We start from the raw sequence: 13,831 nt of genomic DNA on the forward strand, positions 1-13,831 counted from the left end.
GTTAGTCGCCTTCCACCCGCATCACACTGCTGACTTCACGAACGATGTCCATGTCGCGCAGGGCCTCCACGGTCGCGGACAACGCGGCGTCGGTCGCGCGGTGCGTGACGACCACCAGCTCGGCGTCACTGCCCCGGCCTTCCTGGCGGACGGTCTGGATCGACACACCGTGCTCCGCGAAGGCCTGGGCCACTGCCGCGAGGACACCGGCCTTGTCGGCCACGTCCAGGGACACGTGGTAGCGGGTCACCGCCTCGCCCACCGGGCGGACGGCCCGCTGGGTGTACGACGACTCGCCGACCCCCGGCACACCCTTGAGCCGGTTGCGCGCGGCGGACACGAGATCCCCGAGGACAGCGCTGGCCGTCGGGGCGCCGCCGGCACCACGACCATAGAACATCAGCTCGCCGGCCGCTTTCGATTCCACGAAAACGGCGTTGTACGCATCGCGAACACTGGCCAACGGGTGGGTGAGCGGAATCATCGCCGGGTAGACCCGGGCGCTGACCGAATCGGTCGCCTCGTCCAGCTCGCAGATCGCCAGCGACTTCACCACACAGCCCATCTCACGGGCCGAGGCGATGTCGGTCGCGGTCACCTCGGTGATGCCCTCGCGGTGCACGTCGGCGATCGAAACCCTGGTGTGGAAGGCCAAACTCGCCAGCAGGGCCGCCTTCGCGGCCGCGTCGAAGCCCTCGATGTCGGCGGTCGGGTCGGCCTCGGCATACCCGAGGGCCTGGGCCTCCTCGAGCGCCTCGTCGAACCCGGCCCCGGTGGACTCCATCTTGTCCAGGATGAAGTTCGTGGTGCCGTTGACGATGCCCATCACCCGGGTCACGTCGTCACCGGCCAGCGACTCGCGCAGCGGCCGCAGGATCGGGATCGCACCGGCCACGGCGGCCTCGAAGTACAGGTCGCGCTCGTACTTCTCGGCCGCGGCGAAGAGCGTCGGGCCGTCCTCGGCCAGCAGCGCCTTGTTCGCCGTGACGACCGAGGCGCCGTTCTCCAGGGCGGTCAGGATCAGGGTGCGGGCCGGCTCGAGGCCGCCGATCACCTCGATCACCAGATCCAGGTCGCCGCTCGACACCAGCGCCTGCGCGTCGGTCGTGATCAGGGACGGGTCGACGGCGATGTCACGCTCGCGCCCGGCCCGCCGTACGGCGATGCCCGCGATCTCCAGCGGGGCACCGACGCGAGCCGCGAGATCGTCCGCCCGCTCGGTCAGGATCCGCACCACCTCGGTACCGACCACACCACAACCGAGCAGACCCACCTTCAGTGGTTTCTGGCTCATCCTTCGACTCCCATGTCCAGCAGGAACAGGTCGTCCTCGGTCTCCCGGCGTACGACGACTCTCGTCTGACCGTCCTTGACCGCGATCACCGGTGGCCGCGGTACGTGGTTGTAGTTGCTCGCCATCGACCGGCAGTACGCGCCTGTCCCCGGCACGGCGACCAGGTCGCCAGGGCCGACGTCGCCCGGGAGGAACTCGTCCTTCACGACGATGTCACCGGACTCGCAGTGCTTGCCGACGACGCGGGCCAGGGTCGGCGGGGCGTCCGAGTACCGATTGGCCAGCGTGCAGGAGTAGTCCGCGTCGTACAGGGCGGCGCGGATGTTGTCGCTCATGCCGCCGTCGACCGACACGTAGGTGCGGGCCGCGCCGTTGTCGAGGGCAACTTCCTTGACCGTGCCGACCGAGTAGACCGTGCACATCGCCGGGCCGACGATCGCGCGGCCGGGCTCGATCGAGACCTTGGGGACGTCGACGCCGGAGGCACGGCATTCGTGCTCGACGATCTTGCCCATCTCGGTCGCCAGCTGCGCGGGATCGGACGGGTCGTCCTGGGTGGTGTAGGCGATACCGAAACCACCACCGAGGTCGAGCTCCGGCATGTCGACGCCGAGCTCCTCGGAAACCCTTGCGTGCAAGGCGATCACGCGCTTCGCGGCCACCTCGAACCCGGACGAGTCGAAGATCTGCGAGCCGATGTGCGAGTGCAGGCCGAGCAGCTCCAGCTCGGGCGCTTCGTTGACCCGGGCAACGGCTTCGTACGCCGCGCCGGAGGTGATCGAGAAGCCGAACTTCTGGTCCTCGTGCGCGGTCGCGATGTACTCGTGCGTGTGCGCCTCGACGCCCGCGGTCACCCGGACCATCACCGGCGCGACGATGCCGCGCTCCCGCGACAGCGCGATCAGCCGGTCGATCTCGTACAGCGAGTCGGCGATGATCCGGCCGACCCCTGCGTCCAGCGCGCGGGCCAGCTCGGCCTCGGACTTGTTGTTGCCGTGGAAACCCAGCCGCTTCGGATCCGCTCCGGCCTTGAGCGCGACGGCGAGCTCTCCGCCGCTACACACGTCGAGGTTGAGCCCTTCCTCCATCACCCAGCGGACAATCGTCGTACTGAGGAAGGCCTTGCCTGCGTAGTAGACGTCGAAATCCTTGAACGCGCTCTTGAACGCGCGGGCGCGATTGCGGAAGTCGTCCTCGTCCAGCACGTACGCCGGGCTGCCGTGCTCGGCGATGAGCTCGCGGACCTCGACCCCTCCGACGACCAGTGCGCCCTCGGCCGTCTTCTTCGCCGTACCGGACCAGAGCTGCGGGACCAGGTCGTTGACATCACGCGGAGCGCTGAGCCAGGGCGGCGCGCGGTGACCGGCCTGGGCGTGCAGCGCGCCCGCCTCGTGGGCCCTCACATCCGCTCCGGCGCGGAGACACCGAGCAGGTCGAGCCCGTTGGCGAGCACTGTCCGGGTCGCGGACACCAGGGTCAGGCGAGCCTTGTGCACCGGCTCCACCTCCTCGTCGCCGCGGGGCAGCACCCGGCAGCTGTCGTAGAACTTGTGGAACGCCGAGGCGGTGTCCTCGAGGTAGCGCGCGACCCGGTGCGGCTCCCGCAGCTCGGCCGACGTCGCGACGATCCGCGGGAACTCGGCCAGCGCGCGCAGCAGGTCGCCCTCGCGCTCGTGGCTGAGCAGACCGGGCTCGAACTCGTCCAGCTTGATACCCAGCTCGTCGGCGTTGCGCAGGATTGAGGCCAGCCGGGCGTGCGCGTACTGCACGTAGTAAACCGGGTTCTCGCTGACCTGCTTGGTCATCTCCTCGATGTCCAGCGTCAGCGGCGAGTCGACCGGGTAGCGGCAGAGCGTGTAGCGCAGCGGGTCGACGCCACTCTCCTCGACCAGCTCGGCGAGCGTGACGATCGTGCCCGCCCGCTTCGACAGCTTCATCTCCTCGCCGTTCTTGAGGATCTTCACCAGCTGGCCGATCAGGATCTCGATGTTGTGCTCGGGGTCGTCGCCGGCGCAGGCCGCGATCGCCTTCAGGCGGTTCACGTAACCGTGGTGGTCGGCGCCGAGCAGGTAGATGCAGACCTCGAAACCACGGTCGCGCTTGTTCACGTAGTACGCGGCGTCCGAGGCGAAGTAGGTCGGCTCACCGTTGGTCCGGATCAGGACCCGGTCCTTGTCGTCGGTGAAGTCCGTCGTCCGCATCCAGAGCGCGTCATCGGCCTCGAAGAGGTGGCCCTGCTCGCGGAGTTTCTCGATCGCGTGGCCGACACCGTCCTGCTCGTGCAGGCTGCGCTCCGACATCCACACGTCGAACTTGGTCCGGAAGTGGTCCAGCTGGTCCTGCTGCTCCTTGAGCTGCCGCTCGTACCCCGCCTCGCGGAACGCGACGGACTGCTCCTCGACGGGCAGCTCCAGGATCGCGGGCACCTCGGTGACGATCCGCTGGGCCAGCTCACCGATGTACTCACCGTGGTAGCCGTCCTCGGGGATCGGCTCGCCGTGCGCCGCCGCCATCAGGCTCGCGCCGAACTTGTCCATCTGGTTGCCGCGGTCGTTCACGTAGAACTCGCGCGTCACCTTCGCCCCGGCCGCGATCAGCACCCGCGCCAGCGCGTCACCCACCGCCGCCCACCGGGTGTGCCCCAGGTGCAGCGGACCGGTCGGGTTCGCCGAGATGAACTCCAGGTTCACCGCGAGGCCGTGCAGGGTGTCGCTCGACCCGTACGCCGGGCCCGCGTCCACGATCGACTGCGCGATCTTGCCCTGGGCATCGGCCGCGACCCGCAGATTCAGGAAGCCCGGCCCGGCGATCGACACCTCGGTGATCGCCTCGTCGTCCTGCAGCCTCGTGGCCAGCAGCTCCGCGAAGGCCCGCGGATTCATCCCCGCGCGCTTGCCCAGCTGCATCGCGACGTTCGTCGCATAGTCCCCGTGCTCGGGGTTCTTGGGTCGCTCGACCTTCAGCTCGGCGGGCAGCCCACCCTCGACGACGATGGTGCCGTCGGCGGCGAGCGCGGCCAGGGCCTGCAGGATCTTCTCAGCGAGCTGTTCCGGAGTCACCGCCCCAGCCTAATGGCGAACCGTCCGTTCCCTGGAACCACCATCCACAGCCCGGTACAGGGTCAGCGCTCGGCACTCACTGTGATCTTCGCCCCACCGCTGAACGGGACGTCCCACGGCGCCGGCTGACCGTCGACGGTGATCTTCAGGTCACGGCAGGCGTCGGCGAGGCATTTTTCGTCGTACTTGAGGCCCCAGAGGGTGAAGAACTGGGCCAGCGTCGGCTTCTCGCCGGTGGTTTTGGCCTCCACGTAGATGAGGCCGTCGGTGTTGTGAGTGTGTACGGCGGCCTGTTCGGCGCGGACGCGGTCGACGCCGATCCCGGCCGGGACCTGGACGGGGTTGCCGTCCAGGGTGACCTTCAGACGGAGCGTGTACGGCGCCGGGCCGGAGAAGTCGAGGGGAAGTCGCTCGAAACCGGCCTTGTCGATGTAGGAGACCGCGTCCCGCGGCGCGTCCCAGGGTGGGGCGGTGGTGCGGAGCTCGGCCGCGGCCGGCTTGGCAGGGCCTACCCCGCAACCGGCCGCGGCACTGCTCAACAGGAGACTCACCAGGAGCAGAGCGGCCGTCTTCACACCTGCTCTCATGGTGAGTCAGATTAGTACTTCTCTGCCGGCACCATGATCCAGAGGGCGATGTAGATGAGGATCTGCGGACCGGGCAGCAGGCAACTGATCACGAAGATCAAGCGCATCGTGTTGGCGGACATGCCGAACCTGCGGGCCAGTCCGGCGCAAACACCGCCGATCCAGCGACCGTGCGACGGGCGAACCAGAGAGCTAGCCATGAGAACCGACGTCCTTTCGTGGTGGGGCTTACAACCACTATGACGCCACCCGCCCCCACTCCGATCCCGCAACACCGCTCTTCCAGGGTCCCGTCAGGGTCACCCCCAACCGCCGCCCCGGCCAAGCACCCACCCCGCCCTTTGTGCACCCACCAACCATTCCGCGACCACCGAAACGGTTGAACCGTGCCCAAGGCCGCCAACCGCGACCACCTTGAGCACCCATCGACCACATTCTCGGGCAGGAAATGGTTGAACCGTGCTCAAGGCCGGGGCGGATCTGCATCACCCAGTAAGTCGTCTGCCGACCGCTCACGCAGCACGTGCTGAGCGTGAATCACACCGGCCGCGCGCAGTTACTGGGTGCTGGCGGTCCGAACCACCTAGCGCTGGAAGCGGTAGGTCTTGCTGTCGGTGGTGATGCACAGGCTCGGGGACAGCACGATCACCCGCAGGGTCCCGTCCTGCTCGAAGTAGTCGATGCCCTCGACCTCGAAGTTGCCCGTGCAACCGCTCTTGAGCGGCAGCTGCCCGAGCGACGTCACATGCCCAGTCACATCGGCCGAGCCGACCGGTCCGGACAGATCCACCTGCAGCAGCGGCTTCGTCGTACCGAACAACGTCCCGGCCGGGTCGTCGGACGCACAGAGCAGTTGAGTAGCCGTCACGAAGTCACAGCCCTGTACGTCGCGCACCTGGTGGTCCAGGTTGATTCGCGAAGCCAGCGGCAGGTTCTTGGCCGGGTTCGTCGCACCCACACCCGGCATCGGGAAGACGAGCAGGCGATCCATCGTGCCCCACTCACCATTCACCATCCACTGTGTGTCCGGCGACACCGCCGACCAACTGTTGTTCGTCGCCTCCCACGACTCGAGCGCGTGCTTGTAGTTCGACCAGACACCCGACGGCGACTGCACCCGGAACAACTTCCCGCCGCGGTCGTCCCGCTGGTACGGCTCGACGTACCAGCCCTGTGCCGCACCCGGGTCACCCACGTGATTCCAGCCGGCCAGCAACAGGTCCAACGGGATGGTCGTGTTCCCCGTATACCGGTACTGCGTCGTGCCGCCACGAGTCACCGTGGCAAGCCCCTGACCCTCGTCGAGCGGACGGGCGTTGTCCGACCCCACCAACCGCCAACCGTCCACAGCATGAGCCTGTGCCGGCCACATCACGGCGACAAGCATGACCACCAGAGCGATCCCCAGTTTGCGCATGGCCGAGTTCTACCCCACCGCACATCCCCCAATTCGGAGATGGCATGAACATGCTGCTAATGTTCACCTCGTTCCTGAGCCCCCGTAGCTCAGGGGATAGAGCACCGCCCTCCGGAGGCGGGTGCGCAGGTTCGAATCCTGCCGGGGGCGCGCGATCGATCTGGGCGGTTCATGTTGGCGGAGTGCGCCAACTTGGATCGCCCGCCGTGTTTTCTGGGGGCGGGGCCCCCAGACCCCACCCCGGAGGGGCTGCGCCCCCCGGACCCCCCGCTGTGCCTGGCTGAGGTTGCGCCCGGCCCTCCGGAGCCTGGCTGAGGTTGGCGGATTGGCTCGGGTTTGCTTGTGGGTCGGCTCGGGTTGCTTGTGCCGATGGACTGTTGGTGGGCAACCAATGCCACCTACCTCCGGGGGCGCCTTTCTGTTGGTCGCCGCGTCTGCTACCGGCAGTCGGGCCGCACGCCGCCGACGCTCCGGGCGGCACTGGCTCCTGTCTGACCCGTAACGTCCGACGATTCGGAGGGTCTGGTCTCCGGATCTTCGGACATTACGTGCGGTTGCTCCGGTTGTGGCCGGTTGGCGGGTGTTTGCGGGGATCTGCTGTCTCTGAGAGGCAGTAGGTCCCCGCAGAGCGGGTTGGCGCCCCCGATTCGCGCCGCACCGGACAGGCCGGACACGTAGCCGCTGGTTGGTCGCCGCAGCGGCCGATTTACTGAAGCGCTAGGCGGGCGTGGTCTCTGGCTGAGGGGGATGGCGAGGCCGGTGACCACAGTTTCGGCTGCTTGAGCTTCCGGGCTTGGGTTGCGGTCGCGGAAACGAGGGGATCTCCCCGCAAGTTGCTGGTTCTCCCCTCAAACTTTGAGCAGAGAAGGGCCAACTTGAACGGATATCCAGCCAAATTTCCGCAGGCCAGGCAGGCGAGGCAGGCGACCCGAACCGCAGTGGCCAACCACGGCGGCGAATCAGCTGACAGGCCTCGTGATCATCGGGAGCAACCACAGCCCGGAAGCTCAAGCAACCGCAACCGCGGTCACCGACCCGCACCATCCCCCTCAGCCGAAGACCACCCCAGCCACCCGTCTCAGTCAATCCGGCCGCAGCGGCGACCAGCCACCGACCACCCCACCGGCCGAATCCGAGCGGCGGGATGGGACGAGCACATCCGGGAAGGCGGAGTTCCTGGCCAGCCAAAGACCCCAACCCCCGCGACCGATCACCTGCCGCGATCCCGCAACAGGCACCCGGCGGCAGAAGGACTCCGCAAAGGTTATCGGTACGCCGTCGGTGCGGAAGGGGTCATCGGAACCTGCAAGTACACGCCGTTCGGGGGTGGCACGGAGTACACGGTTTCGCAGCAGAGCGCGAAGTACGACTACCGCGTGTACGAAGCGCGAACGGGGAAGCAACTGGGGACCTTCACGCTGAAGGCCGTGAGTTCCAGCTGTGCGGACCTCAGAACGGTGTACGCCGGAGCGACCGGCACCGAGGTGACGGCCGACCCCTACGAGAAGGACCTGCAGGCCAAGCTGCAGCCCTTCGTCACGGCGAAGCTGCCTGGCTGATCGTCAGGCGACTCCGGCGTCGAGGAGTTGGTTCCAGATCTCGGACTGGTCGACGACCTCGACCTCCAGTTTTTCGGCTTTGGTGATCTTGGCGGCGCCTACGTCGGCGCCGGTGATCAGGTAGTCGGTGCTGGCGGAGACCGAGGAGGCGATGGTGGCTCCGGCGCGCTCGCACATGCGTTGGAAGGCTGGGCGGGCGACCTTCTCGCCGGTCCGCGGGTCGGAGATGGAGCCGGTGACCACGACGGTTTTGCCGGCCAGGGGTGCGCCGGCCGCTACTACTGGCGGGAGGTCCTCGTCGCGGACGTCGAGGGAGACGCCGGCGGCGCGGAGGCGTTCCAGCTCGGGTTGCAGGCGGCTCAGGTGGGCGATGAGGGAGGCGGCGACCTTGGCGCCGATGTCGTCGACGGCGACCAGGCCTTCTTCGCCTGCTTCGATGACGGCTTCCAGCGACGGGAAGCCGGCTCGGCACAACCGCGCCGCAGTGCCTTCGGAGGCCATCGGGATGGCCAGGCCGATCAGGGCCCGGCGGAGGCCGACCTGCTTGCTGGTTTCGATGGAGTCGATCATGCGGGTGGCGGAGACCTCGCCGACCCGGTCGAACTCGAGCAGGCGTTCCTTGGTGAGGCCGTAGAAGTCCGAGGGGTTCTCGAGGATGCCGGCCTCGGCCAGGCGCTCGATCCAGACGCCGCCGATGGCGTCGATGTCGGCGGCCGCACGGGACGCCCAGTGGATCAGGCGGCGCACGGTCTGGGCCGGGCAGGAGACGTTGGTGCAGAACAGCTCACGGCTGTTGCCCTGCTCGGTCAGCGGCTGCTCACACGACGGGCAGTGCGTCGGCGGCACGATGTCGACCTCAGCACCGGTACGGCGGGACTCGTCGAGCACGCCGGCCACGAACGGGATCACGTCACCGGCTCGTCGGACCAGGACCGTGTCACCGATCTTGATGCCGCGGGCCTTGATCACCTCCTGGTTGGCCAGCGTGGCGCGGGTGACCGTCGTACCGCCGACGAAGACCGGCTCGAGCCAGGCGACCGGGGCGATCTTGCCGGTCTTGCCGACGTCCCACTTGACCTCAAGCAGGATCGTGGTCTTCTCTTCGGCCGCGAACTTGAACGCCAGCGCACCACGCGGCGAGCTCGACCGCGTCCCGGCCGCGGCGAACGCGTCCCGATCGGCAAGCCGCAGTACGGCGCCGTCGAGGTCGTAGTCGAGCTCGTTGCGCTGCTGCTCGATCCCGGTGATCACCTCCTGCGCCGCGGCCGCATCGTCGCAGTGCCGCATGTCGGCGGCAGTGAACCCGAGTGTCTTGAGCCCGCGCTCCAGATCGGTCTCCGCGCTGTCCGCATCGGTCTGCAGGTCGAACGCGAGGAACTGCAGCCGCCGCTCGGACACCGTGGCCGGGTCCTTCGCCCGCAGCGTGCCGGCCGCGGCGTTGCGCGGGTTGATCAGCGGCTTGTCCGGATGGGCTTGGTTGTACGCCGCGAACGTCGACCGCAGCATGACCGCCTCGCCCCGCACCTCCACGCGACCCGGTGCGTCGAGCTGATGCGGTACGCCGTCGGTCAGGGCTCGCACCAACGGGGTCACATCGTCACCGGTGGTGCCGTCGCCCCGGGTGATCGCCCGGGCGAACCGGCCGTCCTCGTAGACCAGCGCCAGCGACAGCCCGTCCAGCTTCGGCATCACCACGACCGGCTGTCCGGGGAACCTGCTGAAGAACGCCTCGACCTGCTCGGGCTTGGTCGCCTTCTCCAGCGACAGCATCGGGCGCGAGTGCCGGATCGGGGCGTGCAGCACGGTCGGCGCGCCCACCTGGTCCAGCGGGTTCGGCTCCGGGGTCAGCTCCGGGTGCTCGGCGATCAGGCCGCGCAGCTCGTCCTCGACCGCGTCGTACTCCGCGTCCGCGACCACCGGGGATCCCTGGTAGTACGCGTCGCGCAGCTCGACGATCCGGCCGGCCAGCTCCTGAATGCGTTCTTCGACGTTCACGAGACCGGACGTTACCGGGCCCTGGGGACAATGCCGGACAATTGGCTGGGGTTGCGGATGCGACCCAGCAGCGACGGGAGAATCGGTGAAGTACGAAGAGGTCGCCAAGGACGTTTTCTTCGTCCAGGGCTCGGCAGTGAACTGGGTACTGCTCCGCGACGGCTCCGGTCTGACGCTGATCGACGGCGGGTACCCCGGCGACATCGACGCGGTCGAGGCCTCGATCCGGGCGATCGGGCACCAGCCCCAGGACGTGCGAGCCGTGCTGCTGACACATGCGCACGTCGACCACATGGGTGCGGTGAACCCGTTTCACAGTCGCTACGGCATTCCGACGTACGCCGATCCGGCCGAAGTGAGCCATGCCCACCGGGACTACCTGGACCAGCTCGCACCGGCCAAGCTGATCAGCAACCTGTGGCGACCCGGCGTACTGCCGTGGGCGGTTGGCATCATCCGGAACGGCGCTCTGCAGGACGTGGCGGCTCCGCACGTTCAGGCGTTCCCAGGCGACGGCACTCTCGACCTGCCCGGCCAGCCGGTGCCAGTGCCGACTCACGGTCACACTGCGGGCCATTCTGCGTACTACGTCCCGGCTGCGGGCGTGGTGATCACTGGAGACGCCCTGGTCACCGGGCACAAGATCGTGTCAGCCACTGGCCCGCAGCTGATCCCACCACTGTTCCAGCACGGGGATCCGATGGATCTACTCGCCGCACTGAAGCCTCTGGTGGATCTGGACGCGGACCTCGTGCTGCCCGGCCACGGCGGACTGCACCGCGGTCCGATCCGCGAGGCAGTGGCCGCCGTACAGGGGTAGTGCTTAGGGCTTGGGCGTGTGGTCGCGCCACTCGCGCTCGAACGGCAACCGCCAGGCACGCGGTGCGATCAGCTGGTGAATGGCGTTCGGGCCCCAGGTGCCGGGCTGGTACGTCTTGACCGGCGGCGGGTCCTCCAGCAGGTGCGCCGACCGCTCCCAGAGCGACTCGATGCCCTCGGCCGTGGTGAAGAGCGTGTGGTCGCCGCGCATGGCGTCCAGGATCAGCCGCTCGTAGGCCTCCAGTACGTCGCCTGCGCTCTTGGTCTCCTGCGTCGAGAACTGCATCGACAGCTTCTCCAGCCGCATCCCCGGCCCGGGGCGCTTGCCGTAGAACGACAGGGAGACCCGGGAGGAGTCAGCCAGGTCGAAGGTCAGGTGGTCCGGCCCCTCCGCCCCGAACCCGGTCGGGAACATCGTCTTCGGCGCTTCCTTGAAGGCGATCGAGATGATCCGCTGGCCCTGCGCCATCCGCTTGCCGGTGCGCAGGAAGAACGGCACGCCGGCCCAACGCCAGTTGTCGATCTCAACCTTCAGCGCGATGAACGTCTCGGTGTCGGAGTCCGGCGCCACGCCCTCTTCGTTGCGGTACCCGGAGTACTGACCGCGGACCACGTCGGTCGCCTGGATCGGCAGCATCGACCGGAAGACCTTGTTCTTCTCCTCCGAGATCGCCCGCGGCTCCAGGGCGGTCGGCGGCTCCATCGCGACGAACGACATCACCTGCATCAGGTGCGTGACGACCATGTCCTTGAACGCGCCGGTCGGCTCGTAGAACGTGGCGCGCTGGTCGAGGCCGAGCTCCTCGGGGATGTCGATCTGCACGTGGTCGATGTGGTTGCGGTTCCAGATCGGCTCGAACAGGCCGTTGGCGAACCGGAAGGCGAGGATGTTCAGCGCCGCTTCCTTGCCCAGGAAGTGGTCGATCCGGAAGACCTGCGACTCGTCGAAGGTCTCGTGGACGAAGTCGTTGAGCTTGATGGCGCTGGCCAGGTCGTCGCCGAACGGCTTCTCCATCACCACTCGGGCCCGGTCGACCAGTCCGGCGTCGCGGAGCATCGCGATGACCGCCTGGGCAGCCTTCGGCGGCACCGACAGGTAGTGCAGGCGGCGGGCGTCCGGACCCAGCAGGTCCTCGGCCTTGTGCACCGCCTCGGCCAGCGGGCCCGGACCGGCCGACACCGGCACGTAGTCGAGGCGGCCCGCGAACTGCGCCCACTCCGCGTCGCTCATCTTGTGGGTCCCGTACGTCTCCACCGCCTGGCGGGCGCGCTCCCGGAACTCGTCCACGGTCAGGTCCTCGGTGGCCGACCCGATGATCCGTACGTCGGGGGCGAACTTGGACTGCTGCAGATACGCCAGACCGGGGAGCAGCTTGCGTTTGGCCAGGTCACCGGTGGCGCCGAACAGCACGATGACGTGCGGTGCCAGCGGCTCCTCGTCCCGTCGTGACGGCCGCGATCCGGGTGCCGGGTACGCGATGGTCTGGGTACGGTCAGGCATAGACGCAGTGTAGGTCGTGTCTGTTTCCGATCAGGGCATTCGTCGGTGAACTGTTAGAGGCACGGAGAACTCGGAGGACGACTGTGAAGTACCTGCTGATGATCGCCGGTGGCGAGGACGCCGAGGCGCATGCCAACGACGGCTGTGGCGGCTGGTCGGAGGAGATGGAGGCCAGGGGCGTCGTGGCGGGAGGTGCTGGGCTGCGGCCGCCGTCCGAGGCCACCACGGTGCGGGTCCGCGACAACGAGCTGTTGCTGACCGACGGTCCGTTCGCGGAGACCAAGGAGCAGATCGGCGGCTTCGTGCTGATCGACTGCGCCGACCTGGACGAGGCTATCGAGATCGCTGCCAAGCACCCGGCCGCCGGCTACGGGACGATCGAGATCCGTCCGGTGTTGTGACCTATGCCGAGGTCTTCCGGGCGGAGTGGGGCCAGGTGGTCGCCACGCTGATCCGGATGACCGGGGACTGGGAGCTGGCCGAGGAGTGCGCCCAAGAGGCGTGCGCTGCGGCACTCGAGCGCTGGCCGCGCGACGGCGTACCAGACAAGCCCGGTGCTTGGCTGACGACCACTGCGCGCAACCGGGCGATCGACTGGCTCCGGCGCGAGGCAGTCGGGGCTACCAAGCTTCAGGAGGTCGCTGCGATGACATACGAGCCTTCCGAGACGTACGACGTACCGGACGACCGACTGCGGTTGATGTTCACCTGTTGCCACCCGGCGTTGGCGATGGAGGCGCGGGTCGCGTTGACGTTACGGACGCTGGCCGGACTCAGTACGGCGGAGATCGCGCGAGCGTTCCTGGTCGGCGAGACGACCATGTCGAAGCGGCTCACCAGGGCCAAGCAGAAGATCCAGCACGCCGGGATCCCGTACCGCGTTCCGCCGGCGCATCTGCTCCCCGAGCGGACTCCCGCCGTACTGGCGGTGCTCTATCTGCTCTTCAACGAGGGGTACTCCGATGTCGCCCGGAGCACTCTGAGCCAGGAGGGCATTCGGCTTGCCAGACTGCTCGTCCAGCTGATGCCGGAGGAACCAGAGGCCGCTGGACTGCTCGCACTGATGCTCTTTCACGACTCTCGCCGCCAGACGCGCCTCTCCCCCGACGGTGTCCTCGTGACGCTCGACGAGCAGGACCGTACGCGTTGGGACGGCGAGCTGATCACGGAGGCCGAGGAGCTGCTGGACCTGACCCTCCAGCGGCGCACTCCGGGGCCATACCAGGTGCAGGCCGCGATTGCCGCGTGCCATGCGATCGCCCGGACCGCAGCCGACACGGACTGGCCGCAGATCGCCGGGCTCTACGGACAGCTCCCCCAGACCCCGGTCGTCGCGCTCAACCGCGCCGTAGCCATCGGTATGGCCGACGGACCGGCGGTCGGGCTCGCACTGGTCGAGCAACTGGCCGCTGGATCGCTGGTCGGCTACCACCTGCTACCGGCAGCCCGGGCGGACTTCCTTCGCCGGCTGGATCGCCGTACCGAAGCAGTTGCCGCCTACAAGGAGGCGGTTGAGCTGGCCGCGACGAACGCCGACCGGGAGTACCTGCAGAAAAGATTGGCCGAAGTGTCTGTACGGCGCTGAGCTGTCCGTCGGTGGG

At 68.1% G+C, this 13,831-nt stretch carries 12 protein-coding genes and 1 tRNA gene; 5 read left to right on the forward strand and 8 right to left on the reverse strand.

Annotated features, from left to right (window positions below; translation table 11 throughout):
- Position 1 precedes the first annotated feature (1 nt).
- From OG474_RS03965 to OG474_RS03990, 6 genes are all read right to left on the reverse strand, one after another.
- Positions 2–1,294 (reverse strand): homoserine dehydrogenase, encoded by a 1,293-nt coding sequence (locus OG474_RS03965; protein WP_405060804.1) that lies wholly within the window; start codon positions 1,292–1,294, stop codon positions 2–4.
- The gene (gene lysA / locus OG474_RS03970) at positions 1,291–2,697 is read right to left on the reverse strand and encodes a diaminopimelate decarboxylase (protein ID WP_405060805.1); all 1,407 of its coding nucleotides are present in this window, start codon (positions 2,695–2,697) and stop codon (positions 1,291–1,293) included. Before lysA ends, OG474_RS03965 begins: the two co-directional genes overlap by 4 nt.
- Positions 2,694–4,352 (reverse strand): arginine--tRNA ligase, encoded by a 1,659-nt coding sequence (gene argS / locus OG474_RS03975; RefSeq protein WP_405060806.1) that lies wholly within the window; start codon positions 4,350–4,352, stop codon positions 2,694–2,696. Before argS ends, lysA begins: the two co-directional genes overlap by 4 nt.
- Positions 4,353–4,414: 62 nt before the next feature.
- A complete protein-coding gene (locus OG474_RS03980) occupies positions 4,415–4,939 on the reverse strand; it encodes a hypothetical protein (RefSeq protein WP_405060807.1) in 525 nt (174 codons plus the stop codon).
- 11 nt (positions 4,940–4,950) lie between these two features.
- Positions 4,951–5,139 (reverse strand): PspC domain-containing protein, encoded by a 189-nt coding sequence (locus OG474_RS03985; RefSeq protein ID WP_405060808.1) that lies wholly within the window; start codon positions 5,137–5,139, stop codon positions 4,951–4,953.
- 383 nt (positions 5,140–5,522) lie between these two features.
- Positions 5,523–6,356, reverse strand: a complete 834-nt coding sequence (locus OG474_RS03990; protein WP_405060809.1) for a hypothetical protein — start codon at positions 6,354–6,356, stop codon at positions 5,523–5,525.
- A 78-nt stretch (positions 6,357–6,434) separates the two neighbouring features.
- On the opposite strand from OG474_RS03990, the gene OG474_RS03995 reads away from it, so the two are divergent.
- Both OG474_RS03995 and OG474_RS04000 read left to right on the forward strand, forming a co-directional pair.
- Positions 6,435–6,506: transfer RNA gene (locus tag OG474_RS03995), tRNA-Arg, on the forward strand.
- Between the two features lie 1,226 nt (positions 6,507–7,732).
- Positions 7,733–7,915: a hypothetical protein gene (locus OG474_RS04000; RefSeq protein ID WP_405060810.1), complete on the forward strand. Its 183-nt coding sequence runs from the start codon at positions 7,733–7,735 to the stop codon at positions 7,913–7,915.
- A 3-nt stretch (positions 7,916–7,918) separates the two neighbouring features.
- On the opposite strand, the gene ligA is transcribed toward OG474_RS04000, so the two are convergent.
- Positions 7,919–9,910 carry an NAD-dependent DNA ligase LigA gene (gene ligA / locus OG474_RS04005; RefSeq protein ID WP_405060811.1) on the reverse strand — a complete coding sequence of 664 codons (1,992 nt, stop codon included), beginning with the start codon at positions 9,908–9,910 and terminating at the stop codon, positions 7,919–7,921.
- 85 nt (positions 9,911–9,995) lie between these two features.
- Between ligA and OG474_RS04010 the strand changes: the two genes are divergently transcribed.
- A complete protein-coding gene (locus tag OG474_RS04010) occupies positions 9,996–10,730 on the forward strand; it encodes an MBL fold metallo-hydrolase (protein ID WP_405060812.1) in 735 nt (244 codons plus the stop codon).
- 3 nt (positions 10,731–10,733) lie between these two features.
- On the opposite strand, the gene zwf is transcribed toward OG474_RS04010, so the two are convergent.
- Entirely contained in the window at positions 10,734–12,230 is a 1,497-nt protein-coding gene (gene zwf / locus OG474_RS04015) for a glucose-6-phosphate dehydrogenase (protein WP_405060813.1), read from the reverse strand.
- Between the two features lie 83 nt (positions 12,231–12,313).
- On the opposite strand from zwf, the gene OG474_RS04020 reads away from it, so the two are divergent.
- On the forward strand, positions 12,314–12,631 hold the full coding sequence (locus tag OG474_RS04020) for a YciI family protein (RefSeq protein WP_405060815.1): 318 nt from the start codon (positions 12,314–12,316) through the stop codon (positions 12,629–12,631).
- Positions 12,628–13,815 (forward strand): RNA polymerase sigma factor, encoded by a 1,188-nt coding sequence (locus OG474_RS04025; protein ID WP_405060816.1) that lies wholly within the window; start codon positions 12,628–12,630, stop codon positions 13,813–13,815. Before OG474_RS04020 ends, OG474_RS04025 begins: the two co-directional genes overlap by 4 nt.
- Positions 13,816–13,831: the final 16 nt, after the last annotated feature.

This window comes from Kribbella sp. NBC_01505 (genome assembly GCF_045040285.1).
In the GTDB taxonomy this organism is placed as follows: Bacteria; Actinomycetota; Actinomycetes; order Propionibacteriales; family Kribbellaceae; genus Kribbella.